Below are 26,399 nucleotides of genomic sequence, written 5' to 3' on the forward strand. Positions count from 1 at the left end.
GACGGGTCGCGGCATGCAACGGCGCGTCAGCGCGCTCCGGGCGGGGGTCAGAGACTGCGGAGTCCAACAAGCACCTTCTCGAGGGTCGAGGTGTCCGGCATCGCATTCCACGGCGCACCCGGATCGTCGGGCGTCGCCGCAGTCGGGTGACGCACGGTGATCTTGCCCGCGTGCAACAGATCCGACAGCAGGATCGTGGTGATACCAACAGGAATTCGTAATTCGGCGGCGATCTCCACCACCGCCGTGGGAGCCCGGCACATGGCCAGAATGGCCGCGTCCTCCGAACTCATCCCCGCCGTCGGCTCCGATTCGCTGACCACGAGCGTGACCAGGTCGAATCGGTCGAAGTCGGGTCGGCTGCGGCCGCCGGTGAGGGTGTAGAGCCTATCGGGGTCCTCGTCGCGGCCGGGTCTGCTCACGACAGACTCACCTCGCCGACCCGCGGCGAGGTGGCCAGATGATCACCGAGCTGCTCGACCAGCTCCCGCATATTGTGTCCGACCAGCCCCGCATCCGAATCCTCCGCGGCGACCACCGCGATGTGCGCGCCCATCCCGGCGTCCACGATGAACAGGATGCCGCCGTAGAACTCGGTCATCGACTGCCGCACACCCGAACGGCCGTCACCGAACTCGATCGACGCCCCGTGCGCCAGACTCTGGATACCGGCCGCGATCGCGGCCAGCTGATCGGCGTTGTCCTCGGTGAGCCGCTCGGTATGGCACATCTTCAGCCCGTCGCTCGACAGCAGCAGCGCATGACGAGTGCCGGGGGTTCGGGTGAGCAGTTGTTCCAGCAGCCAGCTCAGCTGGGCGGGCACAGAAGTGGTCATCGATCGGTCTCCAGAGCGGCGGACGGGGCGGGAACTATGGGCTCGCGGCCGGTGATCGCCCGCTGGAACGCGCCAAGGGACGCGGGCTCCGACGGTGCGGGCGAGGCGACGGCAGCGGCGCGACCGACGAGCCCTTCGGGATGCACGGCGGCGAACGTGCTGCCGCGCCGCCGTTTCGGCAATTCGGTACCCGTCGACCCGGACGCGACCGACGCGACCGTGACAGGCGCCGGACGAGCGGCGGCCACCGCCTTCGACGCAGGCGGCGCGATCGGCGGCTCCACCACCGACGTGTCGACCCGGGTCGTCAGATCACGCGGCACAACCACCACGACGGCCGTGCCGCCGATGGCCGAAGGCCGATACGACACGGTCAAACCGTGCTTGCGCGCCAGATAACCGACCACCGACAGCCCCAACCGGGTACCCGACAAGGTCGACAGATCCGGGGCCACGGCCACGCGCTCACCCGACCGATCCGTGCTCACCGCGGCCTCCGCGCGGCGCAACGCCGACTCGCTCATCACCAGACCGCTGTCCTCGATGGTGATCACCACACCCGCGGGCACCTCCGCCGCGTACAGGTGCACCTCCGTCGTCGGCGGCGAGAAATTACAGGCATTGTCGATGAGCTCCGCCAGCGCGTGCATCACCGCCTCCGCGGCGTGCCCCGCGATCGCGATATTCGCCACCGCCCGCAACCGCACCCGCTGATAGCCGGCGACACGGCCCATGGCTCCGCGCAGAATCGACTGCATCGCAATCGGTTTCGCCCACCGTCGACCCGATCGCGCACCCGAGAGCACCGCGATACTGTCGGCGAGCCTGCCCGCCTGCGCCGTCCGATGATCCAATTGCAGCAGATCCGCCAACACGTCGGCGTCCGAGTGACGGTTCTCCATCTCCCGCAACTCGGCCAACATACTCGTCGTCATCGCCTGCATCCGACCCGCCGCACCCGCGAACGCCGCCATCGCCGCAACCCGGCGACTCTCACTGCCGCTCGCGTCGGCGCGGAACTCGGCCGCCGCGGACTGCGCCGCGGCCAGCTGACCGCGCAACTCCGCCGTCGCCGACTCCACGTACTCCTGCGCCGCGACCCGCGTCTGCTCCCCCTCACCGCGGGCATCGATCGCCGCGCGCCGGAAATACACCGCCGCCGACACCGCGACCGACAACACCACCGACGTCGCACCCGCCCCGATGCCCAGCGGAATACGAAAATCCTCCGGCGCGTAGTACACCGCCGCCGACGACCCGCCCGAGGTCGCTATCAGACATGTCCACCACGTCAGCTGCGGCAACCGCCGCCGTGGACGTCGCGGCGACTCCGCGAGACCGTCATCCGACCGATTCGATGACTGTGACAAGTCCGTACTACCATCCTCGCGTGCTCGTCCGCAGGGGAAATACACCCTTTCCCCTGATTCCCCCGACACACGTTCATTCACGTCAAATGCACGGACCGACAAGCGGTTTCGCCCCACGGTCGGGTATCGGGTCAAGAGCATAGCGGTCCCCGCCTACGAGCGCGACCCCGAGGCCGCATCCACCCGGCCACCCGCCATGACACCGGAAACGGTCCCGGACCGTGCGGCGGCGACCGAACGCGAGTCACCGCCGCAGGCAACGCGATTCGCGGCAAGCGCGACCGCGGTCACCGGCACCGTCTCGGCTAACGTGGATCGGTGCTCGGACATTCGCATGCGACCAGTGGCGCGCTCGCCTGGTCAGGAGCCGCGGTGGTGTTGCCCGTCACCGTCTTGACCTTCCCGGCCGTACAGGTCGGCACCGGACATCTCGGGCCGGTCGAACTGCTGCTCGGCACGTTCCTCACCGCCGGTGCGGCGCTGCTGCCCGACGCCGACCATCCCAAGGGATCCATCGCGCACGTACTTGGACCGATCTCCTATCTGCTGTGCACGATCATCTCGAAGGTATCCGGCGGCCACCGCCACGCCACCCATTCCCTCGCCTTCGTCGCCGCCGCCACCTACGGAACCTGGGCGGGCGTGCACTGGCTCGGCCGACCCTTCACCCTGGCACTCGTCTTCTTCCTGCTCGCCCTCGCCGTACGCGCGCTGCACCTGTGCCCCGGTGGCGACGGCTTCCGATCCTGGGGCTCCGTCGTAGTACTCGCCGTCGCGGGCACCTTCGCCATGGACCACTGGCTCGCCGACAAACCCTCCTGGCTGCCCTTCGTCGTCGGCCTCGGCTCACTGGCCCACATCCTCGGCGACTGCCTCACCGACCGCGGCTGCCGCCTGTTCTGGCCCTTCGACCTGCGGGTGCGATTCCCGGTCATCGAACGCACCGGCAACAAGGTCGAGACGTGGCTCATCTCCCCGCTGTTCGTCCTCGCGACACTAGCGGTGCTCTGGTACGCGATCACCCAGCAGCCGTGAACGCGCGGCAGACCCGGTCCCCGGAATCCGATTATTTCGGCCGACGGGTCCCTGTCCCTTCCCTGCGGTTCTCTTCTTCGTTGTGTCTGAGAGGTGGATTTCATGCGTTGATGCGCATATCTACGTAGGTTGATGATTTATCTTGCGTATTTCGATCTACGCTGCGACGATCCGGCGATACCCTGAGCTCATGCCCGCCGGACCGACGATGCGACCACGTCGCTGGACTCCCCCCGCCGCTACCTCGCGGGTCCGGCAGACATCCAGTAACCCGCCGCTCCCCCCGCTCCGCCGAATCGAGTTGCCCGGCGCGGGCCCCGAGGACGTGGTCCGCTCCCCCGACGGGACACTGATCACCGGTATCGAGGACGGCTCGATACTGCGGATCGAACCCGTGGAAGCCACGGTGACTCCTTTGGTGAATACCGGCGGGCGTCCGCTCGGTCTGCACGTCGATTCCGACGGCAGCATTCTGATCTGCGATTTCGAGCGGGGTCTGCTCGAATGGCGACCCGACGCGACATTGCGGGTTCTCGTCGACGAGGTCGACGGCGAGCCACTCCCCTTCGCCAGCAATGTCGTTCGCGATTCGGACGCTACGATCTACTTCTCCTCCTCGACGCGGCGCTATTCGCTCACCGAATACACCGGCGACCTGCTCGAGCATTCCGAGACGGGGCGACTGCTGAGACGAAATGCGGACGGACGGGTCGAAACCCTCGTCGACGGCCTGTCTTTCGCCAACGGCGTGGTGCTCGCACCGGATCGCAGCTGCGTGCTGGTGGCCGAATCGGGCGGCTATCGGGTGCGGCGGTACTGGTTGAGCGGTCCGAAGGCGGGCACCTCGGACATGCTCATCGAGAATCTGCCGGGGTTCCCGGACAATATGGCGCTCGGCAGTGACGGCCTCGTGTGGATCACCCTGCCCGCGCCGCGCGATCCGATACTGGATCGTCTGCTCCCGCTGCCCGGAATCCTGCGCCGCGGGGTGTGGGCGCTGCCCGAGTGGGCCCGCCCGAAACCCAAGCGCACGGTGTGGGTGCTCGCAGTGGATTTCGACGGGTCCGTGGTGCACGACCTGCAAACCCCGGGCGTCGATTTCTCCATGGTGACCGGGGTCGTCGAATACGAGGGCACGCTATATCTCGGCAGTCTGACCGAATCCGCGATCGCGGTGACCCGCGTTCCCGACTGAACGGGCGCGGATCCGGTCGGGCCCGCGTACCTATCCGGCGACGTCGATCAGATGCCTGCGCAGCCAGGAGATCGGGGTCGCGCCCCCACCGACCTGGTAGCTCGGATAGCTCTGGTGGATACCGGATTTGATGAAGTCGTCGACCTGACGCCTGCGCTGTTCGTAGGCGGCGTTGTTGAGCTGGTCCGACAGCAGTCCGAGTCCACCGGCGGCGAGTGCGTCGCCGAGCAGGGCGGTCGCTTGCCGCTGGTAGTCGCCGACCTTGGCCGGGTCGGGATTGGAGAGCTGGGCGAGCAGGCCCGCGATGCGTCCGGCGAAGTCGCCGTCGGGCATGGAGCAGTACAGGTCGCCCGCGGCGCAGAAGGTGAAGGTCTGCGGCGATACCCAGCCGAAGCCGCCCAGCCGGGGGCCGCCCGCGCCCGCGCCGCCGACGGCGGGGCCGATCAGATTGTCGGTGGGCGACCGCTTGGGATCGGAGATCAGCCCGACCATGGCGATCTGATTCGGCGGGGCCACACCGAGTCCGGTGCCGATCTCGCTCGCCACGTCGCCCGCGGCGTCCGCGCCCTGGCTGTAGCCGAGCATCGCGATCTTCGTTCCCGGACATTGCCGCGCCATCGCCCCGACCAGGCCGCGGGTCTTGTCGGCGGCCTCCTGCCTGGAACGGCCGTACACTTCGCCCTCCCACGGGAAGGCGGTCGCGGCGTAGTGGACGTAATCGGTGCGTATATCGCCGGGCAGATTGTCGGTGATCATCCCGAGCATCCCCTTCTCCGGTTCGGAGTTGGACGTCTCCCAGGTGCCCGGCACGGCGACAACGTAGGTGCCGGGGCATTGCGGAGCCGCCCCCGCGACAGCCGGGCCGTTCAGGTGGACGACCGCGGCGGCGAGGGCGGCCGCGCAGATGGCGGTTCCGATCTTGCGTCGTGTGAACATGGTCTACTCCGTGTCTTCACCGCCGGACGGCACCAGCGTGGCGCCGCCCGGTCAGGGCGGGCAATCGTCATGGTTGCGGTCGTGCCTCACACGTGGCTCATCCGAATCGACTACATGAGAATATCTATTAACATACCGGAAACGGGACGCACGCATGAGCCTTTCTCCGATATGACAATAGTGCCCAGTGGCCCACCCCGGCGAAACCCGATCCGCATAGGCCCGCCGCTGTGACATGCACTTGTTTCGCATCTTCGGGCCGACGGTTCACACCCCCACCGACCAGTGCGAGGTGGGCCGTTCCGTGATCTCGGGATGGTGCCAATCGTGGAGCGCGCCGGAGCTCGGCCGAAACGCCGGATAACTTCTCGACCACCCCTTCCCTTTCACCGGATCGGGCGCGCGGTGAAAGGGTATGAGCGGAGAGCAACTTGAGGTCTGTAGCCCGAAGACCGGGTGCGCGGGCGGACGCGTGCCCGCCCGATGCGAGAATCGACGGCATGCGCCGGGCGCTCGGCCCGGCCGGACCGAGGATTGGCAGATGACTCTCGATCATGGTGACCCGGGCGACGCGCCTTCGGTTCCTGCTCCGACCGCCGCTGTGGTGAATCCGGCGCGCCCGTCGGCCGCCGAGGAGGCCAGAACCGTTGCGGCGTCGACGAATACCGCGACGTTGGCGAGTCTGAGCGAGGACGGCGACCCCTGGGCGTCGTTCGTCACCTACGGACTGCTCGACGGTCAGCCGGTGCTCTGCGTCTCGCGCATGGCCGAACACGGACGCAATCTCGCGGCCGATCCGCGCGCGAGCATCGCCGTGGTCGAACCGAATCCGCCCGCCGATCCGCTGGCGGGCACCCGCATCACCCTGGCAGGCGTGGTGGAACGCCCACACGGCACGGAGGCCGAGGCGGCGCGCGCGGCGCATCTGGACGCGGTGCCCGCGGCGCGGTACTACATCGATTACAGCGACTTCTCGCTGTGGGTGCTGCGCGTGCGACGGGTCCGATGGGTCGGAGGCTATGGGCGCATGGATTCGGCCACGGCGCAGGACTATGCGGCGGCGGCTCCCGATCCGGTCGTCTCGCGGGCCGCGGGGGCGATCGAGCACCTCAATGCCGACCACGCCGACGCGCTCGCCGAGATGGCGCGGGTTCTCGGCGGATTCCCGGATGCGACCGAAGCCCTCTGCGAACGCGCGGATCGGTACGGGTTGGATCTGCGGGTCACCACGCCGCGCGGTGTGGCGCGCACGCGGGTCGGGTACGAACAGCGACTCGACGGGATCGACCAATTGCGCGCCGCCACTGTGGCACTGGCCCGACGGGTGCGCCAGGGTTGAGCCCCGCCGCACACCTCCCGCAGCTCCAGGGGTGTCGAGGAGGTGCGTGCTGTCCTGTCAGTGCGTCAGGACGACCTTGACCGCCACCACCGTCGCGGCGACGACGGTCAGCACGATCGCGGCGACGAGTGACCCCTGTGACAGCCGTTCCCCGCGTAATCGGCGGATGACGAAGACGATGCCGCCTATGCGCACGAGTATGGCCAGTTCGGCGATCACCTGTGCGGTGCGTGGTTCCAGCCAGCCGATCAGTCCGGTCGCGAGAATCGCGGACGGAAGCACCGCGGAGGTGAGAATCGGCACCGAATTGCGCAATTCGCGTAGCCGGTCCGCGCGGGTGAGGCTCGCCCCCTCCTCGACGCTGCGGCCCACGGTCTCGGCGAAGACGTGGGCGACGAAGGTGGACAGCGCGGTGCCGAGCACGATGAGGATGCCGACGTCCACCGCGGTGGTGACGATCGGCACGAGCGCGGCGAGAACCAGGATGTTGCCGTATATATAGGCGCTGATCCGGCCCGCGGCGGTGGCGCGGTCGAGGGGGACGCCGGAGAACAGCGGTCCGTGCAGCAGGGTATGGGCATCGGTTCCCATCGACACTCATTCCGGTCGGGGCCGGGCGGGCCGGGCCACCAGTTCCACCAGCAGCAACGCCGCGACGGCCACGAGCACGATCACCGTGACGACCAGTCCCGACGGGTAGTCCCAGAACACGACGGTGATCGCGGCGGCCGCGACGATCGCGATGCGCAGCGGTATACGCAGAGCCGCGACGGCGGATTCGATCCGGTGCGGGACGCGACCCGGTCTCGGTGCTCGCACGGCGTCGAGTGCGGCGGTGTAGCCGCGGCGCAGCGCGATCGCCGTTCGTGACGGTCCGGCCAGATATCCCACGGCGGCGAGCACCGTCGCGAGGACGAACACCGCGCGCACGGCGGTGCGCAGTGGCCGCGCGAGGGTGTCGAACACGATCGCGGCCGAATCGCGGGAAAGCGCGTCGGGCGGTATCTCGCGCAGATACACCGCCCGGCCTATCGCTGTCACGATGCCGAGCAGCACCATGGTCGCGGCGAGGACGACACCGGCGAGGACGAGGGCGCGCCGCCGCGACCCCCGCGGGGCGAGGAGTACGGCCGCGACCGCGGCGAGCAGCGCCGCCGCGGGCAGGACCGTCGAGGAGGTGTCCAGCGCCGAGGTCAGGCGGCGGGCGGTGGCCAGGCGCGGGGATTCGATGAGCACGACGGTGGCGTCGACGTCGGGGATGTTCTCGGCGAAGGAGAAGCCGCGGCCGATGAGATCGGTTCGGACAGCGTCGATGACCGGTCCGAGGTCGAGGGCGACGGTGCCGTCGTCGATCCGCACGCCGTCGCGGGTCTCGCCGGTGAGGACCGCAACGAGGGTGCGGTGCGCCTGCCGGTTGGCCTGGATCCACAGCGCCTCGAACCGGTCGGAGGCGAGGAAGGCGGCGACCCGGTCGCGGACGAAGGATTCGGCCTCGTCGGCGATCACCGGTGCGAGGCCGACCACGGCCGCGGGTACGCGGGGTGCGTCGCGGGTGAGCGTGGTCAATGCCTCGGCGGTGGCCGCTTCGACATCGAGGCGGGCCATGAGTTCGTCGGTCAGCCGGTCGGTGAGTTCGGCGCGCAGGACCGGGTCGGCGGCCAGCGGCGTCACTGTCCGCACGTATCGGTCGGTGTCGAGCAGTTCGCCGTGCAGATACCGGGCCGGTACGGCCGCGAACGCGAGGGCGGCGGCCAGCGCGAGCAGGATGGCGACGCCGGTCCAGCGCAGGCGCGGGTGCCCTGGACGGGCCCCGGTATCGGCGCCGTGGGCGCGGCGCAGATCATCGACCTCGCGACGCAGCCGGAGCAGTTCGCGGCGTTCGTCGTCGGTGAGTGGTGCGTCGTCGGGGGCGCTCACGGCATCGGTCCCTGGCCGTTCCTACCGTCACGCGATATCTTCCGGCGTATATGTTTTCGCGCCGCCGTCGCCGAAGTGACCATTTCGTCCCTATCCCGATGATGACTCACATGGAATACCCGGACCCACGGTGACCGACCCGGCATCGGATGGTCGAAGGCGATGCTACGCCGGGTTCATGACATTTCTACAACGCTTCGTTTCCGGGCCGCGGCGGCATCCGTTCGTGAAATCGTCACCGCGTTACCGATCGCACGATTTCCGCGCCTACGCATTCGTTTTCCCGCCGTGGGAGCGCGAATTCGCGGCACCGGTATGCGAAGATCGACGGACGAGCGATCGGCCGTCGAGGGCCGATTCGTCGTGAAAGTCCGAATGATTGTCGTATGACGTGAACGGATTCTTCCTCGAATTCAGGAGTTGAGCGATGATCTCCAGCAGGTATGTATGCGCGATCGCCGCGGGGGCCGCGGTGCTGCTCATGACGACGGCGTGCGGGTCCGACAACGACTCCGAATCCTCGTCGGCGACCACCACGACCCATGCCGCCACCTCGGGGCACGCCACGCGCGGCAGTGCGGCCACCACCGTCTCCTCGGTCGTGAGCTCGGCCATGAACGCCGCGCAGCAGGCCATCCAGAACGCCATCAACGCGGCGCTGGCGGCGGCGCCGATCTCCTTCGAGAGCGGCAGTTCCGATCTGAGCACCGTGGACTCGGTCACCCTCAAGGCGGTCGCGCTTCCCTTGCAGGGCAACGACACCCGCATCCAGGTCACTACCTATGGCAAGAGCGACGACGCCGAACAGGCGAAGGCGTTGGCCGAGGCGCGCGGCAACAATATCGCCGCGGCGCTCGAGGCCGAGGGTATCGATCGCGCGCGCGTCACCGTTCGGGCCGAAGCGAATCCGACCGACAGCGACATCCAGGTCGACCAGGCCCAGATCAAGGTCGCGACCACATAGCCGGACGGTGGCCGGGGACCGAACCGCCGAACCCCACAGCGGGTTCGGCGAATCGGTCCCTTCGGCTCAGCGTGGTGCGACAGCGTCGGGGAATCTGTGTTGTAAGCGATCTATGTAGCGGCGAACATCCTGTAGTTCGGTCTCCAGCCGCCGGGTGGTGGAACTCGCGATGCCGGTCAAGGCGATCTCGCGACTGAGTGTTCTCGCCTGCGTGCTCAACAGCTGCAGGAAGACTCTGGCTTGGGCGCGGTCGGCGTCGTCCATCGATCAGTGCCGATCTGTCTCGGTGTCGTATCGGAATGCCCTGGTCTCCGTTCGTCGCGGTCCACGATTCCCGGTAACCGGCTCGGACGCTACCCTGTCCGGCGCGGGGTCAGGGCCGGATCGCGAAGAATCGCAACGACATCGAGTTCTTCGGATGCCCCCGGATAGCTCAGCGGCCCGAGACCGGCACGGTGAGCATCGCGACGATCATGTCCACGATCTCGGCCGCGTCGGCGGCGGCCCGGCGGCGTAACCCCGACTCGAGGGTGCGCTCGTAATCGGCGACCAGCGCGAACAAGACCGTCGCCATGGTCTCGAGGCGTCCGCGGCGGCGCCGGACGGGCACCCCGGACAGCGCGGCGGTCAGCCGGGTGGTGATGACGCGGACCGCGGCGCGGTCGGCGCCGTCGAGCCGGCGAGCGTCGGCGACTACCGGATGCGAGCGCACGACTTCGAGGAAACGTCCGAAATGGGTGACACCTTCGTGACCGAGCAGTTCGACGATGGGCTCGGCCAGCATGGCGATCAGGGCGCGCAGGTCGTGCCCGGTGCCGTCGGCCTCGTGCGCGGCGAGCAATTCCAGTCGGCGGTGTTCGAGCCAGTTCATGCGTCGGTCGACGATGGCCTCGATGAGGCCCGTTCGGGATTCGAAGTAGTAGTGCACCGCGGAGTTGTTGCGCTGCCCGGCGGCCGCGGCGATATCCCGCAGCGGTACGTCGACCCCGCGCACGGCGATGAGTCGTTCACCGGCGTCGAGCAGCGCCGACCGCGAATCCTCGAGGCGCATGAGCTCGCACTGTACTCAGTCGCGGCCTTGACGTGGTTAAGCGGTGATGATTAATTGGGAGGGTGAAATTAGAACGCGTTCCAGTCTGCGCCGTTCCAGTCTGTGCCGTTCCGGTTCACGCCGTTACGGCGCCGGACGCGGCGCGAGGGCTGATGCGCGCGGGCGGGCCGATCGGCGGCGGGACGCGCCGGTGACCATCGCGAGCGGCCCGATCTTCCAGCTGTGCTGGGTGGTCCCGGACATCGCCGCGGCGACCCGGGAATTCACCGAGCGCTACGGCGTCGCCGACTGGTTCACCATCGCCGAGGTCCACTTCGGCTCCGGCTGCCGCTACCGAGACCGCCCCGCCGACTACACCGCCGCGGTGGCGCTCGGATACGCGGGCGGACAACAGCTCGAACTGATCGAACCGGGTTCTGGGGACAGCCCCTACGCCGATCACCTCGCCCGACACGGCTCGGGCCTGCACCACGTCGCCTGGGTCGTCGACGATCTCGACAGCGCACTGGCGCGAGCGCGCACCGCCGGACGCGAGATCCTCGCCGAGGGCGTATTCGGCGACGGCGCAATGACATACGCCTATCTCGACGGCGGCCCGCTCGGCACCTGGGTGGAACTGCTCGACCTGTCTACCCAGATGAAGGCGATGTTCGACGGCATGGCCCCGCGGGGTCACCGGAATCCGTGGGGATAGCCAACGGGCGGGTGGCACCGCCGAAAACTACTGGGACGAAAGGCGATCGAAGATGCGATTCACCTATGCCGAAGCCATGACCGACCCGTCGTACTACGTACCGCTGGCACAGGCGGCCGAAGCGGCGGGCTACGCCTCCATCACGGTGGCCGACAGCATCGCCTATCCGAAGGAATCGGACGCGACCTATCCCTACACCCCGGACGGCAACCGGGAATTCCTCGAGGACAAGCCCTTCATCGAGGCGTTCGTGCTGTCCGCGGCGATCCTGGCGGCCACGACCACGCTGCGGGTCACCCCGTTCGTGGTGAAACTGCCCATCCGGCCGCCGGTGCTGGTCGCCAAACAGGCGTCCTCGCTGGCCGCGCTGAGCGGCAACCGCTTCGGGTTCGGCGTCGGTATCAGCCCGTGGCCCGACGATTTCGAGATCATGGGCGTCCCGTTCGAGAAGCGCGGCGCGCGCATGGACGAATGCATCGATATCGTGCGCGGGCTGTGCGCAGGCGGTTACTTCGAATTCCACGGCGAGTACTACGACATTCCGCCCATCAAGATCAGCCCGGTGCCGACCGAGCCGTTGCCGATCCTCGTCGGCGGGCACAGCAAACCCGCACTGCGGCGCGCCGCCAAGCGCGGGGACGGCTGGATGCACGCGGGCGGCGACCCGGTCGAACTCGACCGGCTGCTGGGCGAACTCGACACCCTGCGCGCCGAATACGGCACCCGCGAGGATTTCGAGATCCATGTCATCTCGCTGGACGGGTTCACCGTCGACGGCGTGAAGCGTCTCGAGGACAAGGGCGTCACCGATGTCATCGTCGGTTTCCGCAACCCCTACACCACCGAACACGACACCGAACCCCTTGATACCAAGATCCGCAATCTGACCCGTTTCGCCGAACACGTGATCGCCAAGGTCAACGGCTGATTCCGATACCGCGGCGCCGCACCGACCGCCCGGATTCCGGGTGGGCCATACCGCGGACGCGGCGGCGAACCATGCGTACGCTCACAACGGTGTGACGACCGCGCCCGGGACGGGACCGGTCGTCGGCACGGGCGACGGAGGTGTGGATGAGTTTGGCGGTGCGACTGGGCGAGCTGCTCGGCGGAACGGTGCGCGGCATCGCCGACCTGGGCGCGAACCACGGGTGGACACTGCACCGGGCGATTCTGGCCGACGGCCGCGACGTCTTCGTCAAGTACACCGCCGACCACCCCGAGGTGTTCGCCGCCGAGGCCGCGGGACTGCGGTGGCTGGCCGAGGCGATACCGCACGCGGTGGCGCCGGTGCTGGCCGTGGACGAGCGGCTGCTGGTCCTGCCCTGGCTACCGGAGGGCACGCCGACCCCCGCCGCGGCCGAACAGCTCGGACGCGATCTCGCCGAACTGCACGGGCATTCGCCCGAATCCTTCGGCGCGCCGTGGCCGGGCTGGATCGCCCGTCTCCCGCTGGACAACACCGAGATCCCGGCGTCGCGGCAGCCCGCCGCCGCGACCGCCGGACGCGGCGGCGCCCCGGCCCGCGATACCCAGCCGTGGGCGCGCTGGTTCGCCGACTACCGGCTCGCGCCGTATCTACCCGGCGCGGCGCGCCACCTCGGGCCCGCGGGGGTCCGATTGCTGGAACAGGTCATCGACCGTGCCGAGACGCTCGGCGGGCCGCCCGAACCGCCCGCACGCATCCACGGCGACCTGTGGTCGGGCAATGTGCGCTGGAGTACCGATCGCGCCCGGTTCGTCGATCCCGCGGCGCACGGCGGCCATCGTGAAACCGATCTGGCCATGCTGGCGCTGTTCGGCGCACCGCATCTGAGTCGACTCCTCGGCGCCTACCGTGAGATCCGGCCGTTGGCCGATGCCTGGCAGGCCAGGCAGGCATTGCATCAACTGCATCCGTTGCTCGTGCACACGGTGCTATTCGGCGGCGGCTATCGGGAACAGACACTGGCCGCCGCGCGCGCCGCGCTGTCGGCGTAGACACCGCGCTCAACGTTCGGACAGCGCCGCCCGAGTGGACTCGTCGGCCGGGAAGAACGATTCCACGGCCAATTCGGCGACCGTGACATTCATGGGAGTGCCGAATACCGAGGTCACACTGAGGAAGGACAATTCGGCGTCGCCGTGGCGCAGCCGCAGCGGGACCACGGCCTGTTCAGGTTCGGGCAGACGCGATTCGATCTCACCGCCCGGATAGCCGCGCAATTCCTCGTACAACTCCCCGAGTCCCTGCGCACCGGTGAGTTCGACCTGACGCGCAAGCCGGGCCAGCAGATGCCCGCGCCATTCGGCGAGGTTGACGATGCGCGGCGCCAGGCCGGCCGGATGCAGGCTCAGGCGAAGCACGTTCAGCGGCGGGCGCAGCAGGTCCGGCGACACCTCGGTCAGCAGCGGCCCGACACCGGCATTGGCGTCGACGACGGTCCAGCCCCGATCGATCGCCAATGCCGGATACGGTTCGTGACCGACGAGTATCCGGCGCACGGCGGTGCGCACCGCGAGCATGGCGGGACTGTCCAGGGCGGATTCGGCGTAGGCGGGGGCGTATCCGGCGGCCAGCAGCAGCCGATTGCGTTCGCGCAATGGAATGTCGAGGCGATCACAGAGGTGGCCGATCATGGCACGGCTCGGGGTGGCGCGGCCGGTCTCGATGAAACTCACATGCCGGGCCGAGATGTCGGCGCGCGAGGCCAGCTCGAGCTGACTGAGTCCGCGTTCGAGCCGCCAGTGCCGCAGCAGGTCGCCGGCCGTTCGGGTCCTCATCGTCTCGATCCTAGTCGGCGGTGTCCGCGGCCCGGCCGGGGCGTGAACCGCCGGTTTCGATCCACACGAACGGGGTTGCGGCCGTTGACGGGGGACGGCGCGGCCTTCGCCGATGCCGGAACCACCGGGACTTACCGCCCGGGTAATCGACACCCCCGACTCGGCGAGGATGATCATCGACGGGAACGAAAGGAACGCCCGTATGACCACGACGACGCACCACGCCTTCGACACCGATACCGCAAGCACGCCGGTCGGCGCGCACGAGTACGCGATCGAGCTGTCGGACCGCTGGACCACCGGCGCGGGCACCGCCAATGGCGGCTACCTGCTCGCCACCTGCCTCCAGGCGCTGCGCCGCGAGATCCCCCAACCCGACCTGCTGTCCGCCTCCGCGCACTACCTGCGCCCCGGCGTTCCGGGGCCCGCCCGCATCACCACCGAAATCGCGCGGGTCGGCAGGCGCACCGGCACCGGCGCGGCCACCCTGCTGCGCGAGGACCGCGAAATCGTGCGAGTGCTTGCCACGTTCACCGATCTCGCCCAGGCCGAGGGCCTCACCTCCGAGACCGGCGCCGCACCGCAACTACCCCCGCCCGACGAGTGCGTGAACCCGCTGCGCGGAGTGGCGCTGTCGGGCACGAACATCGCCGGTCGCGTGGAATTCCGCATGCCCGAGGTGCCGGGTTTCTTCCGCGGCGCACCCGGCGGCACCGCGGCGCTGGATTTCTGGCTGCGATTCGCCGACGGACGCGACGCCGACCCGATCGCCTTGGCGCTGCTGGTCGATTCCGCCGCGCCCGCGGTCTTCGACCTCGGTGTGTCCGGCAGTTCCACCATCGAGTTGACCGTGCACATCCGCCGCCGCCCCGCCCCCGGCTGGCTGGCCTGCCGAGTGCGCACCGCTCACCTGGTCAACGGCTTCCACGAAGAGGATTTCGACATCTGGGACAGCACCGGCGCACTCGTGGCCCAGTCGCGCCAATTGGCCTTGATTCCCTGAGCCGCTTCACCACCGCCCGACGATCGCCGCGGCGGGGGTCGGGCATCCGAGAACGCCGCCGGGTTCCGGTCGATGGCACCGCACGCGCGGCCGGTGCTCGGGGGCGTCACGGCTCCGTCATCGCGGCGACGGCCGCGCGGCGGTAGCCGCGCGTGGCGGGCATCGCGCTGCTCGGCTGTCGGATCGATCAGGGCTGTGCGCGCCTTCGTGAAGGCGACCCCGCGGTGTCGGACGCGACGGTGTTCGCCCGGTCCGGTGGTTCGGATCGGTGGGGTTCGCCGAGATTTCGCGGCCCGATCGCGGGTGGTGTGCGAGCCGTCGCGGACGGGGGCGCGAGCATCGCGCACGTCACAGCGCGCCGTCGCACCGTATCGACCGCCGACTCGTGCGGGGGCGGCACGCCGATACGGGCGGCACGACGCGCGTCGGCCGTCTTTTCCACCGCGCCCCGCCGGCGCATCCGCGACGTCGCCGTGCCCGTTCGCGCCGGTCGATTCCACTGATCGGCTTGTGCTCCAAGGCAATACACTGGGGTCACGGCGCACGGGCGCGGTGTGGAGTTCCGCCGCAAGCGGACTCGCCCCGCCGTCGCGGCGGGCGTGACTCCGCCCGCCGCCGCGGGTAAATTCCGCGTTTCGTCGGGCGACGAGCTGGATATCGCGGAAGCGGGTTCGGTCCGGGAGATAGCCGGTGACAATAACGGTATGCGGATATTTCGGCCGTCGACGCGAGTCGGGGTACCGTGGAAGGACACCGAACGGATGCACCGCACTCATCGGGGTCGACATTGGATCCCCGCCGCCCGTTGCGAACTCGCCTCTCGCGGCACGACCCACCGATCGTTACGATGATGCATCATGATTCACTGGTGGATATCTGGCATTTCAATTGCCAGGTGTTTACCGTGAATGGTGTCGGAATATCCGACACCGCTCGATCTCTCGAATTAGGAGGGCTGCATGGTCTTCACCCTGCTGGTACCCAGTGCCATCGCCCAAGGGCCCGCCTGGGCCCGCGTCGTCTCGATCCTCCGGGACGCCGGAGCCGCGCGGAAATCTCCGGCCTCCCACGCCGACCGGGTCGCCATCCCCCATACCGTCGTGCACTGACCGCCCGATCCGGGTCGAACCCGGCACACCGGAACCGATCCCACCCCCGCCAACCGGGTTTCGAGGACACGAACCGACGTCGCCACGCGTACCGATCCGCCCGAAACGTGGCCCCCACCGGGGCGATTCGGGCGGATCGGCCGTTCACGCGGAACCCTCGGCACCCGCGCGCCGCGGGTATCCGCATGCCGCCCGCGCGGGGATTTCCACCGCTCGGAGCGCGAAATCCCCCGGAGTAGCCGCCGGTTCACAGGCGCGGCAGGTCACGATCCGGTCGCGATGTCACGATTCGGCATCGATTCCCGGCGGCCACGGGCCCGAATAGACGGCCCGCGCACGCTCATCCGGGCCGGACGGGCCGGGATCGCGGACACCGAGCGGCTTCCCACACGCGCGGCCCCCTACTCACGGAGGTCGAGCAGGTTCGGCAGACCCGCACGCCAGCGGGTACTGTCCAGCGCACGGGCGCCGTCGAATTCGCGGATGGTCAGGTGCGGCCACGGACTGCACTCGCGCGCCGTCTTCGTATTCCGCACGCCGTGCGCGCTCCAGTCGGCGACACACACCGACAAGATGTCGGCCACCGAGCCGTCTCCGTAGGTCTGCGCGACCTTCTGCTTCCAGAACTGGTTCTGGTGCACCGCCGACAGCCGCCACGGCGTCTCGATGAATCCGATATGGCCCTGGCCGATCGGCTTGTCGCGACGCAGGAAGAACTGCACGCCGTTCATCCAGTCGAGCGTGATGTCCTTGACCTTGTTCAGGTCGGGATCCAGCTCGGCGATCTCGGGCGTGATCAATGGCGACACCGCGTTGGGCGGCAGGGCCGAGACGAACCAGTCCGCCTCCACATTCCAGGTCTCCCCCGAGGCGAAGGTGACCGCCGCGGAGCCGATGGCCCCGTCCCGCACGGTCAGCGACTTCACGTCGGCCCCGACCTCGAAGGTCACGCCCTTGCCCGTCAGATACGCGACCCAGGGGTCGATCCAGGTCTCGTTAAACGGGCCGTTGAGCACCGAATCCGGGAATCGGTTGTCGTTGCCCCGGTTGATGATGTTGAGCAGGAACGACTCGACCAGACCGCACATACTGCGGGCACTGGCCACATCCTCCTTCGCCGCGACCAGGGTGCGGGTGAACGTCGAGACCAGCAGTTGATAGTTGGGATTCGTGCCGTCCATCTTCACGAAGTCCTTGAAGGACATGTGTCCGGTCAGTGCGCCCGCAGATGGGTCAGCAGCAATTCCGCGACGGCCCCCGGCCGTTCCGCGTGCAGGAAGTGACCCGCCCCTGGGACGTGGGCCGACTCGACACCGAGTTCCCGCGCCATGGCACGTTGCAGCGACGGATGCACGCAACCGTCATCGGCTCCGGCCAGCGCCAGGGTCGGCAGATCGGCGGCGGGGCCGGTGAGTACACGGTAGAACTCGCGGGTCTCGGCACGGTTGGCGGCAAAGGCGGCGCGGTAGTAGCGGGTCGCGGCCCAGGCGAGTCGCCGGTCGGTGAAGACCGCGCGCACCGGCTCGAACAGTGCGTCGGTCACGGCCATACCCGGTGACCAGCGTGACCAGATCGCGCGTACCAGTGCCGCGTCGGAGCGGGCGAGCAGCGCGGGCGCGGCGGCCGACTGCATCAGCCCCATATAGGCGGACATGACCGTCTGGCGCGCCAGATACGGCAGCGCGGCACGCGCGCCCCCGGAGCCGCCGATCGGCGGAATCGCCAGCAGACTCAGCGACCGCCACCGCGCGGAATCGGTCTTCGCCAGATACATCGCGGCGATGGCGCCCCAGTCGTGACCGACCAGATGGGCGGGCCCGAAGCCCAGATGCTCGTGCCACGCGGCCAGATCCGCGGCGGCCGCGCCGATGTCGTAGCGGGCCGCACGGTCGTAGCTGCCGACGGTGTAGCCGCGCAGCCACGGGGTCAGCACCTGGAAACCCGCCGCGACCAGCTGCGCGGTCAGGGAGGCGAAACTGTGCGGGGTGTCGGGGAATCCGTGCACCAACAGGATGGGCGGCGCGTCCGCATCACCGTGGCGACGGGCCGACAGGTTCAAACCGTCGCGGCGCAACGTGAGATCGGAAAGCGTGGTCGTCATCGGCGATGTCCTCGTCGGTTCGGCGCCGACGGGAGTGACGGCACGGAATCTTGCATCGCATGCGACTGTACGGGACAGTGGGACGGGTAGCCTGACGACGAGCGAGTCCGCAAGAAGAGGCGATAACTTATGGGCACGACAACTGTTGCGCGGCAATGCACCCTGTGCGAGGCGCACTGCGGAATCCTGGTGAGTGTCGAGGACGACCGGGTCACCCGGATCGAGGGCAATCCCGACGACGTGCTGTCCAAGGGCTACATCTGCCCCAAGGCGACCGCCATGGGCGGGCTGCACCACGATCCCGACCGGCTGCGCACCCCGGTGCGCCGGGTCGGCGACCGCTTCGAATCCATCGGCTGGGACGAGGCTTTCCGCGAGGTCGGCGCGCGACTGCGCGCCGTACGCGAGGCACACGGCTCCAGCGCCATCGGCATGTACCTGGGCAATCCGGCCGCGCACAGTTCCTCGGTGCTCTACGGCGGTCTGCTGCGCGCGGTCCTGATGACCAAGAACTTCTACACCGCCTCCTCGATCGACCAGTTCCCGCAGGAGTTCGCCGCGTGGCGGATGTTCGGCGCCAACGTGCTCATGCCGGTCGCCGATATCGACCGCACCCGACGCCTGGTCGTGATCGGCGCGAATCCCGCGGTGTCCAACGGGTCGCTCACCACCATGCCCGGCGCCAAACAGCGCATCAAGGACGTCCGCGGGCGCGGCGGCACGGTCGTCGTCATCGACCCGCGCCGCACCGAGACCGCGCGCCTGGCCGACGAGCACGTCGCGGTCACCCCCGGCGGCGACCCCTATCTGCTGCTTGGCATGCTGAACGTGCTCGTGACCGAGAAACTGTGCGACCAGGACAGCATCGCCCGGCAGTGCTCGGGGTGGGGCGAGATCCGCGCACTGGTCGCGGATTTCACCCCGGAACAGGCCGCACCGCACGCGGGTGTCGACGCCCAGACCATCCGGCGCCTCGCGCGCGATCACGCCGCCGCGCCCGCCGCTGTCATCTACGGGCGAATCGGTGTGTGCCAGACGGTGACCGGCACACTCACGCACTGGCTGATCAACACCATCAACGCGGTCACCGGCAACCTGGACAGCCCGGGCGGGCAGATGTTCGCCACCGCCCCGGTGGATGTGGGGCGCATGGGCAAGTATCTGCCGATCAGCCACGGCGACTGGACCGACGACACCGGAACCTTCAAATCTTTCCGCGCCGAACTGCCGGTGGGCGCGCTCGCCGAACAGATACTCGGCGACGGCGAAACCAAGATCCGCGCCATGGTGACCTACGCGGGCAATCCGGTACTCTCCACGCCGCAGCGCGGCCGTCTCGCCGCGGCGCTGGACAGCCTCGAATTCTATGTCGCGGTCGATATGTACATCACCGAGACCACCCGCCACGCCGACATCATCCTGCCGCCGATCTCCCCGTTGGAACGCGAGGAGCTCGATGTGGTCATGCCGGTGTTCAGCGTGCGCAACAACCTGCGCTACAACCGCCGCGTCTTCGATCCGCCCGCCGACGGCCTCGAGGACTGGGAGATCATGGCGCGGATGGTGACCGAACTCCTGCCACTGCCCGCCCGCGGGATCACCGGCCGCGCCGCCGACGCGATCCTGCGGCGCATGAGCCCGCTGCGGCTGACCGCGCTCGGCATCGCCACCGGACCCTACGGTGTCCTTCGCAAGGGACCGTCCGGGCTCACCGTGGGCAAGGTCCGCCGTAGCAAGGGCGGAATCGATCTCGGGCCGCTGCGTCCGCGGCTGCGCTCGATCATCGGCACCGAGGACCGCAAGGTTCGGCTCGCGCCCGCGGATTTCGTGGCCGCGGCACGGCAACTGCTCGACGACGCGCGCCGCGGAGCCGGCAACACCAGGCCCGCCGACGGATTCGACCTGCGCCTCATCGGGCGCCGTCACCTGCGCAGCAACAACTCCTGGCTGCACAATCTGCCGACCATGGTCAAGGGCAAGCCGCGATGCACCGCGCTCATGCATCCCGGAGACGCCGCCGACCGCGGACTCGACGACGGCGCGCCGGTCACCGTCACCTCCAAGAACGGCTCCATCGTGGTACCGCTCGAGATCAGCGACGACATCCGGCGCGGCACGGTCGCCGTGCCGCACGGGTGGGGTCACAACGAACCCGGGGTCGGCTGGACGGTGGCGGCGGCACAGCCGGGGGCCAATGTGAATCTGCTGCACGACCCGACGGTGGTCGACACCATGTCCGGCAATGCGGCGGTCAACAGCACCTGGGTGACCGTGAGCGCCGCACCCGCCGCCGAACTCACATCGTCGGCACCGTGACCCGGTAGCCGAGACGGACCGGACGGCGGGCCCGTACGCTCGCGCTACCGGACGTGACTGCCGTGGAAATCCAGGACCGCGCGCAAGGTCTGCTCGGGCGCCTCCAGTTGCGGATAGTGACCGACCTCCGGCAATTCGACCACGTCGGCCCGGGGAATCAACTCCCGGTAGCGCCGCACCATACGCGCACCCGACACCGGATCGAGCAGACCATCGACCAGCCGCAGCGGCACGGCGGCCGAGCGCAGCGCCCCCACCCACCGCTCGCGGTGCCGCCGCCGCTCGGCCATATATCCGATCAGCTTGTGGCCGTTGCGTTTCCCGTGCTTGCTGCACCACAGGATCCAGAACTGACGCATGGCCCGGGCATCGGGCTTCGTATTCGGGCCGAACACCGACGACAGACTGCGCGCGAAGGTGCGCTCACCGCCGAGGCGGCCAACGAGCGGTCCGAGCGGACCGGCCAGCAGTCGCTGTATCGGACGCGGATGGTGCGCCTCCGGGAACAGTCCCCCGTTGAGCAGGCACACCGATTCGATCGACAGGCCCGGCGTCCCGGTCCGCGCCCGCTCCTCCGCGCGGGCGAGCAGTTCCTGCGCGACGGTGTCCCCGTAGTCGTGGGCGAGAATGTGCACCCGACCAACCCCCTGTTCGCTCAGGAGTTGCTCGTGCAGATCGGCCTGGTCGGCGATTGTGTAGTCGTAGTGACGCGGTTTCGCCGACCAGCCGAAACCGATCATGTCCGGTGCGATCACCCGCGCGAAATCGGCGGACAGACCGGGCCAGATCGCATGCCAATCCCAGGACGCCGTCGGGAACCCGTGGATACACAGCAGGGTGTCGCCGTCGCCGCCGCTACCTCCGTCCTGCCAGAAGATCTGATGGGAACGATGGGTGAACCGTCGCCCGCCGGCCCGCCACGCTGCGAATTCCTCCATGACTCCTACCTCCTTCGTGTGGCGACCAGCATGCGCCTCTTCCCGCGCACGCACGGGCGAACGCGAGGACCGGGCGCGTGTCGTCCACCGATCGAGAGTGCGCCGGCCGTATACCCGCAGGTTGCCGGACCAACCTCCGACCGCCGCGACCAAGATCGTCCGATGCGGAAGAATGCGACCGGTGCACGTCGCGATCGAGTTGGTAGTCCTGGTCGCCTCGGCGACCGCACTGGCCGCACTGGCCCGTCGGTTCGGGGTGTCCGAACCCCTCGTACTGACGCTGGCCGGTGTCGGCGCGTCCTATCTGCCGTACGTGCCCGAGATCCAACTCGACCCGGAGATCGTGCTGCTCGGCCTGCTGCCCCCGTTGCTGTACACCGCCGCCATCCGTACATCGCTGGTGGACTTCCGCGCCAATGTCCGCGGCATCGCCCTCCTGTCGGTCGGACTCGTGCTGTTCAGCACCTTCGCGGTCGCGGCGGTCGTGTGGTGGATGCTGCCGGTGCCGTTCGCGGTGGCCGTGGCCCTCGGCGCGGTGGTCGCGCCGCCTGATGCCGTCGCGGCGACCGCGATCGCGCGGCGAGTCGGTATGCCGCGCCGCATCGTCACCATTCTGGAGGGCGAATCGCTGTGCAACGACGCCACGGCGCTCGTCACCCTGCGCACCGCCATCGCCGCCATGGCGGGCACCTACGAACTGTGGCGAGCCGGACTGGACTTCCTGGTCGCCGCGGGCGGTGGCGCGCTGGTGGGCGTCGTGGTCGCGGTCGCGCTGGCGACGCTGCGGCGGCGCATCACCGATCCGGTGCTCGACACCACGCTGTCGTTCCTGGCCCCGTTCGTGGCCTACCTGCCGGCCGAGGAGATCGGCGCCTCCGGCGTCATCGCGGTGGTCACCTGCGGCATCATCCTCGGCCACGGCGCGCCGAAATGGCAGAGCGCGGCCTCGCGCATCGCCGAGCGCACCAACTGGCGCACCATCCAGTTCATCCTGGAATCCTCGGTGTTCCTCATCATCGGACTCCAGGTGCGCGCCATCGTCGACGGCGCGTGGCGCAGCGGACTCGGCCACGACACACTCGCGCTCACCGCCGTCGCGGTCCTGGCGACGGTCGTGCTGATCCGGCCGGTGTGGATCTTCCCCTGGACCTTCGTATTCCGGGTACTCGGTCGCGAGGACACCCCGCTCACCGAACCCGCGGTGGTGTCGTGGGCGGGTATGCGGGGCGTGGTCACCCTCGCCGCGGTCCTGCTGCTGCCCGACACGACCCCGCAGCTGCCGGTGCTCGAGCTGCTCGCCCTGGTCGTCGTCGCGGGAACACTGCTGCTACAGGGCACCTCCCTGCCGTGGCTGGTGCGCCTGCTGAAACTGCGCGGACCGAGTCGCGCCGAGGACGCCCTGCTCGAGGCGAGCCTGCTGCAACAGGCCGTATCCGCGGGTCTGGCCGAGCTGGACATCAGGATCACCCCCGACACGCCCGAGGCGGTCGTGCAATCCCTGCGCGACCGGGTCACCTGGCAGACCAACGCGGCCTGGGAGCGATTGGGCAGGCCCGAATCCGAACAGGCGACCCCGACCGCCGAATATCGCAGACTGCGCCTGGCAATGTTGCGCGCGGAGCGCGAAATCGTGCTGCGCGTGCGGGATTCGGGTGGGGTGGACTACGAGATCCTACAGAGCGTATTGGCCAGGCTCGATCTCGAGGAGTCCATGATCGACCGCTTCGACGAGACCGAGGACGATCGCGCCGAGACACTCGCCACGCCCGGATCGGCCGAAGGCTGCGGTCACCTGCGCGCCGCGCCGCTGTTGCGCGAACCGGACGCGCCCGACCGCTGCGACGAATGTATCGCCGAGGGCTTGACCTGGGTCCATTTGCGGATGTGTCTGACCTGCGGGCAGATCGCCTGCTGCGATTCCTCGCCGGGCAATCACGCCACCGGTCACTTCCGGGCCACCGGCCATCCGGTCATGCGCAGTGTGGAGCCGGGCGAGGCATGGCGCTGGTGTTACGTGGACGAACTGCTCGGCTGAGACTCGGCGGTCGCGTACGAGTAGATCAGCCGGGCGTACTGGGCGAGCAGCCGGTTCAGTGAAAGGTCTTCGCCGCCGCCGGCGATCTGCTGATATCCGATGAGCATCGCCATACCGAGCGCGGTGACCTCGGCGGTGGTCTCATCCTCGCCCACAACGCCTTTGACCGCCTTGTACACGGTGCGGCGGCGCGATTCGTCCACCCGTTTGAGCGCGAGGTTCACCGCTTCGTCGTTGCCCGCCCACGCGCGGATGGCCGCCTCGGCGCGGTGGTGCAGTCCGGCCGCGAGATCCGACATGGCGCGGATGTCGTCGTCGGGATTGCCCTGATTGAACTTCAGCGTGCGCAGGATGAGCACCTGCCGGTTCTCCCAGTGCTCGAGCAGCACGTCCACGAAGCCCTGCCAGCTGCCGAAGTGGTGGTAGAACGAACCGCTGGTAACCCCGAGCCGACGGCACAGCACGCCGATATTGAGGCCCTTGAAACCGAGTTCGGCCAGCACCGCGAGCGCGGTGTCGAAGTACTGCTCCTTGGTGACCACTCGTGACATTCGGGCGCCGTTCTGTCGGGCGGGCAGAGGTAGAGCCCAGAACAGTACCCGATCGTGGTGCGCGGACTCGGGATCCCGACCGAATCCACACGGTCGCTTCGGCGAGTCCGCCAAGTGTGCGTAACCGATCGAAATACCCGGCGCGCGTGGACAACACGGCTCGATTTGTATAACAGAGCGGTTGCTCTGTTATTATCGGTTCATGCCGAGACCCCGGACCCACGATCCCGACGCCGCGCTCGACGCGGCCGAGGCCATCGCCGCGCGGTCGGGTCCGGCGGCGGTCACCATCCGCGCCGTCGCGCAGGCCACCGGCCTCTCCAACGGCGCGCTCTACCACACCTTCGGCTCGCGTGCGGAGTTGCTGGGGCGTACCTGGTTACGCGCCGCACGGCGATTCCTCGATGTCCAGACCGGCCTGGTCGACGCCCATCCCGCGCCCGCCCCCGACGATCCGCCGAAATCCGATCGGGCCGAACCGTTTCCGCGCGAGGATCACGATCTCGCCGTCGCGGCGATCGTCGCCGCGGCCGACGCGCCCGGGGTGTTCACCGAGCGGTTTCCGTATTCCTCCCGGCTACTGCTCACCGTGTCGCGGGATCAGCTGATCGGCGAGAAGCTGCCCGCGACGCTCGCCGAGGAACTGGCCGACGCCGACCGGGCGCTGGTGCGGCTGATGGTCCGGCTGGCCCGGCGACTGTGGGGGCGCGGAGACCGGCGTGCGGTCGAGGTCATGACCACCTGCCTGGTCGACCTGCCCACCGCCATCCTGCTGCGCCGCGACCGCATCACCGATCCCCTGGCCCGCGAACACCTGCGCGCCGCCGTACGTGCCGTCCTCGCGGTCGGCCCCAACCCCAACCCCCATCCCCAACCGAACTGATCAGGATTCCCGGATGCCGACACTCAACTATCACGACTCGATCGCCGTACTCGACCTCGGCGACGGCGAGAACCGCTTCTCCCCGGACTATCTCGACGAGGTGAACGACCGTCTCGACACCGTCGTCGCCGACGGCGCGCACGCGCTGGTGACCACGGCGAGCGGCAAGTTCTACTCCAACGGTCTCGACCTGGACTGGCTGTCGGCAAACGCCGAGCGCATGCCCTGGTACGTCGGGCGCGTGCACGCACTCTTCGCCCGGGTGCTGACCCTGCCGATGCCGACGGCCGCGGCGCTGCCCGGCCACGCCTTCGGCGCAGGCGCCATGCTCGCCATCGCCCACGACTACCGGGTGATGCGCGCCGACCGCGGCTACTTCTGCTTCCCCGAAGTCGATATCCGCATACCGTTCACCACCGGGATGGCGGCGCTGATCCAGGCCAAACTGAGTCCGAAGGCAGCGGTGGAAGCGATGACGACCGGGCGGCGCTACGGCGGCGTCGACGCCTCGGCCGCCGACATCGTCGACGCGACCGCCGCCGAAGGCATGGTCGCCACCGCGGCCATCGCCATGCTCGCCCCGCTCGGCGCCAAGGATCCGGCCACCATGGCCGAGATCAAGAAGACGATGTTCGCACCCGCGATCGCCGCGCTCACCTCGGACGACCGACCCGAAAATTGATTGTCCGACGCCGTCGACATCCGTAACGTCCGGTGGGTTTGCCCACCACGACGAAAGGAATCGACCGTCATGGACCCCGTCACCGAACGCGACATCAGGTCGTCGTTCATCAATTGTTCCAAGGGCGATGCCCGGCGACTGCCCGTACCGCGCGACCTCGACGATCGCCCATGGGCGGATCTGGACTTCCTCGGCTGGAGCGATCCGTCGCTGCCCGGTCGTTGCTATCTGGTCACTCCGCGCGCCGACGGACTCGCCGGGATCGCGCTGCGCTACGAGACCGGCGGGTCCGGTCGCACGCAGATGTGCGCGATCTGCCTGACCAACCACAGCGGATACGGTGTCTCGCTGCTCACCGCGAACAAGGCCGGTGACTCCGGCCGCCGCGGCAATACGGTCGGCGCCTACATGTGCACCGACCTGGCCTGCTCGCTCTACGCGCGCGGAATACGCCGACCCGCCCTCGGCAATCGCTATCGAGAGGACCTCACCGTCGAGGCCAAGATCGCGCGCGTGAACGAGAACATGGACACCTTCGTCACCCGGCTCTACAGCTGATATCGCCCCCACGACCGGAAAGGAGGTAGATGCCGTGCGCCGACACTCGACACCCCCGACCGGGGACCGCCCCGGATTCGCGGCCTCGCCATTCGAGACCGCCCGCCACGCGGGCCGTCTCGTG

General features: G+C 68.8%; 26 protein-coding genes. 14 read left to right on the forward strand and 12 right to left on the reverse strand.

From position 1 onward, the window contains the following. Window positions 1–47 precede the first annotated feature (47 nt). Genes APZ21_RS13850 through APZ21_RS13860 form a run of 3 tightly spaced genes read right to left on the reverse strand, consistent with a single transcriptional unit; the run spans window position 48 to window position 2,139 of the window. Window positions 48–422: a DUF742 domain-containing protein gene (locus tag APZ21_RS13850; protein ID WP_054813709.1), complete on the reverse strand. Its 375-nt coding sequence runs from the start codon at window positions 420–422 to the stop codon at window positions 48–50. Then, window positions 419–835 (reverse strand): roadblock/LC7 domain-containing protein, encoded by a 417-nt coding sequence (locus tag APZ21_RS13855; protein WP_054813710.1) that lies wholly within the window; start codon window positions 833–835, stop codon window positions 419–421. Before APZ21_RS13855 ends, APZ21_RS13850 begins: the two co-directional genes overlap by 4 nt. Then, the gene (locus APZ21_RS13860; protein ID WP_054813711.1) at window positions 832–2,139 is read right to left on the reverse strand and encodes a sensor histidine kinase; all 1,308 of its coding nucleotides are present in this window, start codon (window positions 2,137–2,139) and stop codon (window positions 832–834) included. The genes APZ21_RS13855 and APZ21_RS13860 overlap by 4 nt, the downstream gene beginning before the upstream one ends. Window positions 2,140–2,523: 384 nt before the next feature. Here APZ21_RS13860 and APZ21_RS13865 point away from each other — a divergent pair, with 384 nt between their 5' ends. After that, window positions 2,524–3,240, forward strand: a complete 717-nt coding sequence (locus APZ21_RS13865) for a metal-dependent hydrolase (protein WP_054813712.1) — start codon at window positions 2,524–2,526, stop codon at window positions 3,238–3,240. A 190-nt stretch (window positions 3,241–3,430) separates the two neighbouring features. Continuing rightward, window positions 3,431–4,435, forward strand: a complete 1,005-nt coding sequence (locus APZ21_RS13870; RefSeq protein ID WP_239476618.1) for an SMP-30/gluconolactonase/LRE family protein — start codon at window positions 3,431–3,433, stop codon at window positions 4,433–4,435. 30 nt (window positions 4,436–4,465) lie between these two features. Here the strand turns inward: APZ21_RS13870 and APZ21_RS13875 are convergent, their stop codons facing one another. Next, the gene (locus APZ21_RS13875; RefSeq protein ID WP_054813714.1) at window positions 4,466–5,371 is read right to left on the reverse strand and encodes a cutinase family protein; all 906 of its coding nucleotides are present in this window, start codon (window positions 5,369–5,371) and stop codon (window positions 4,466–4,468) included. A gap of 541 nt (window positions 5,372–5,912) precedes the next feature. Between APZ21_RS13875 and APZ21_RS13880 the strand changes: the two genes are divergently transcribed. Then, window positions 5,913–6,710 (forward strand): HugZ family pyridoxamine 5'-phosphate oxidase, encoded by a 798-nt coding sequence (locus APZ21_RS13880; protein WP_054813715.1) that lies wholly within the window; start codon window positions 5,913–5,915, stop codon window positions 6,708–6,710. Window positions 6,711–6,767: 57 nt separating this feature from the next. Here the strand turns inward: APZ21_RS13880 and APZ21_RS13885 are convergent, their stop codons facing one another. Beyond that, window positions 6,768–7,301 carry a hypothetical protein gene (locus tag APZ21_RS13885; protein WP_054813716.1) on the reverse strand — a complete coding sequence of 178 codons (534 nt, stop codon included), beginning with the start codon at window positions 7,299–7,301 and terminating at the stop codon, window positions 6,768–6,770. A gap of 6 nt (window positions 7,302–7,307) precedes the next feature. After that, window positions 7,308–8,627 carry a hypothetical protein gene (locus APZ21_RS13890; RefSeq protein ID WP_054813717.1) on the reverse strand — a complete coding sequence of 440 codons (1,320 nt, stop codon included), beginning with the start codon at window positions 8,625–8,627 and terminating at the stop codon, window positions 7,308–7,310. A 427-nt stretch (window positions 8,628–9,054) separates the two neighbouring features. Between APZ21_RS13890 and APZ21_RS13900 the strand changes: the two genes are divergently transcribed. Beyond that, window positions 9,055–9,591 carry an OmpA family protein gene (locus APZ21_RS13900; RefSeq protein ID WP_082393085.1) on the forward strand — a complete coding sequence of 179 codons (537 nt, stop codon included), beginning with the start codon at window positions 9,055–9,057 and terminating at the stop codon, window positions 9,589–9,591. Window positions 9,592–10,024: 433 nt separating this feature from the next. Here APZ21_RS13900 and APZ21_RS13910 read toward each other — a convergent pair whose 3' ends face one another. Further along, window positions 10,025–10,642, reverse strand: a complete 618-nt coding sequence (locus APZ21_RS13910) for a TetR family transcriptional regulator (protein WP_054813721.1) — start codon at window positions 10,640–10,642, stop codon at window positions 10,025–10,027. Window positions 10,643–10,832: 190 nt separating this feature from the next. Here APZ21_RS13910 and APZ21_RS13915 point away from each other — a divergent pair, with 190 nt between their 5' ends. The 3 genes from APZ21_RS13915 (at window position 10,833) to APZ21_RS13925 (ending at window position 13,316) form a co-directional block, all read left to right on the forward strand. Continuing rightward, a complete protein-coding gene (locus APZ21_RS13915) occupies window positions 10,833–11,336 on the forward strand; it encodes a VOC family protein (protein WP_054813722.1) in 504 nt (167 codons plus the stop codon). A 52-nt stretch (window positions 11,337–11,388) separates the two neighbouring features. Further along, window positions 11,389–12,264, forward strand: a complete 876-nt coding sequence (locus APZ21_RS13920; protein WP_054813723.1) for a TIGR03619 family F420-dependent LLM class oxidoreductase — start codon at window positions 11,389–11,391, stop codon at window positions 12,262–12,264. Between the two features lie 146 nt (window positions 12,265–12,410). Continuing rightward, window positions 12,411–13,316, forward strand: coding sequence for a fructosamine kinase family protein (locus tag APZ21_RS13925; RefSeq protein ID WP_054813724.1), 906 nt, complete (start codon window positions 12,411–12,413; stop codon window positions 13,314–13,316). A 9-nt stretch (window positions 13,317–13,325) separates the two neighbouring features. Here APZ21_RS13925 and APZ21_RS13930 read toward each other — a convergent pair whose 3' ends face one another. Next, window positions 13,326–14,099, reverse strand: coding sequence for a helix-turn-helix domain-containing protein (locus APZ21_RS13930; protein ID WP_054813725.1), 774 nt, complete (start codon window positions 14,097–14,099; stop codon window positions 13,326–13,328). A 202-nt stretch (window positions 14,100–14,301) separates the two neighbouring features. On the opposite strand from APZ21_RS13930, the gene APZ21_RS13935 reads away from it, so the two are divergent. After that, window positions 14,302–15,102, forward strand: a complete 801-nt coding sequence (locus tag APZ21_RS13935; RefSeq protein WP_054813765.1) for a thioesterase family protein — start codon at window positions 14,302–14,304, stop codon at window positions 15,100–15,102. 959 nt (window positions 15,103–16,061) lie between these two features. Continuing rightward, the gene (locus tag APZ21_RS34020) at window positions 16,062–16,211 is read left to right on the forward strand and encodes a hypothetical protein (protein ID WP_156371063.1); all 150 of its coding nucleotides are present in this window, start codon (window positions 16,062–16,064) and stop codon (window positions 16,209–16,211) included. 401 nt (window positions 16,212–16,612) lie between these two features. Here the strand turns inward: APZ21_RS34020 and APZ21_RS13945 are convergent, their stop codons facing one another. Then, the gene (locus APZ21_RS13945; protein WP_054813727.1) at window positions 16,613–17,416 is read right to left on the reverse strand and encodes an NAD(P)/FAD-dependent oxidoreductase; all 804 of its coding nucleotides are present in this window, start codon (window positions 17,414–17,416) and stop codon (window positions 16,613–16,615) included. A gap of 8 nt (window positions 17,417–17,424) precedes the next feature. Continuing rightward, complete coding sequence (locus tag APZ21_RS13950) at window positions 17,425–18,312, reverse strand: alpha/beta fold hydrolase (RefSeq protein ID WP_054813728.1); 888 nt, start codon at window positions 18,310–18,312, stop codon at window positions 17,425–17,427. Between the two features lie 129 nt (window positions 18,313–18,441). Here APZ21_RS13950 and APZ21_RS13955 point away from each other — a divergent pair, with 129 nt between their 5' ends. Continuing rightward, the gene (locus APZ21_RS13955) at window positions 18,442–20,628 is read left to right on the forward strand and encodes a molybdopterin-dependent oxidoreductase (RefSeq protein ID WP_054813729.1); all 2,187 of its coding nucleotides are present in this window, start codon (window positions 18,442–18,444) and stop codon (window positions 20,626–20,628) included. A 44-nt stretch (window positions 20,629–20,672) separates the two neighbouring features. Here APZ21_RS13955 and APZ21_RS13960 read toward each other — a convergent pair whose 3' ends face one another. Then, complete coding sequence (locus APZ21_RS13960; protein WP_054813730.1) at window positions 20,673–21,566, reverse strand: alpha/beta fold hydrolase; 894 nt, start codon at window positions 21,564–21,566, stop codon at window positions 20,673–20,675. 172 nt (window positions 21,567–21,738) lie between these two features. Between APZ21_RS13960 and APZ21_RS13965 the strand changes: the two genes are divergently transcribed. Then, on the forward strand, window positions 21,739–23,601 hold the full coding sequence (locus APZ21_RS13965) for a Na+/H+ antiporter (protein WP_174553632.1): 1,863 nt from the start codon (window positions 21,739–21,741) through the stop codon (window positions 23,599–23,601). On the opposite strand, the gene APZ21_RS13970 is transcribed toward APZ21_RS13965, so the two are convergent. Continuing rightward, window positions 23,577–24,152, reverse strand: a complete 576-nt coding sequence (locus APZ21_RS13970; RefSeq protein ID WP_054813767.1) for a TetR/AcrR family transcriptional regulator — start codon at window positions 24,150–24,152, stop codon at window positions 23,577–23,579. The genes APZ21_RS13965 and APZ21_RS13970 overlap by 25 nt on opposite strands. 202 nt (window positions 24,153–24,354) lie before the next feature. Here APZ21_RS13970 and APZ21_RS13975 point away from each other — a divergent pair, with 202 nt between their 5' ends. The 3 genes from APZ21_RS13975 (at window position 24,355) to APZ21_RS13985 (ending at window position 26,275) form a co-directional block, all read left to right on the forward strand. Continuing rightward, the gene (locus tag APZ21_RS13975) at window positions 24,355–25,035 is read left to right on the forward strand and encodes a TetR/AcrR family transcriptional regulator (RefSeq protein ID WP_054813731.1); all 681 of its coding nucleotides are present in this window, start codon (window positions 24,355–24,357) and stop codon (window positions 25,033–25,035) included. A 13-nt stretch (window positions 25,036–25,048) separates the two neighbouring features. After that, on the forward strand, window positions 25,049–25,717 hold the full coding sequence (locus APZ21_RS13980; protein WP_054813732.1) for an enoyl-CoA hydratase-related protein: 669 nt from the start codon (window positions 25,049–25,051) through the stop codon (window positions 25,715–25,717). 69 nt (window positions 25,718–25,786) lie between these two features. Further along, window positions 25,787–26,275, forward strand: coding sequence for an FBP domain-containing protein (locus APZ21_RS13985; protein ID WP_054813733.1), 489 nt, complete (start codon window positions 25,787–25,789; stop codon window positions 26,273–26,275). Window positions 26,276–26,399 lie beyond the last annotated feature (124 nt).

It is taken from the genome of Nocardia arizonensis, from assembly GCF_001310275.1.
Taxonomy (GTDB): Bacteria; Actinomycetota; Actinomycetes; order Mycobacteriales; family Mycobacteriaceae; genus Nocardia; species Nocardia arizonensis.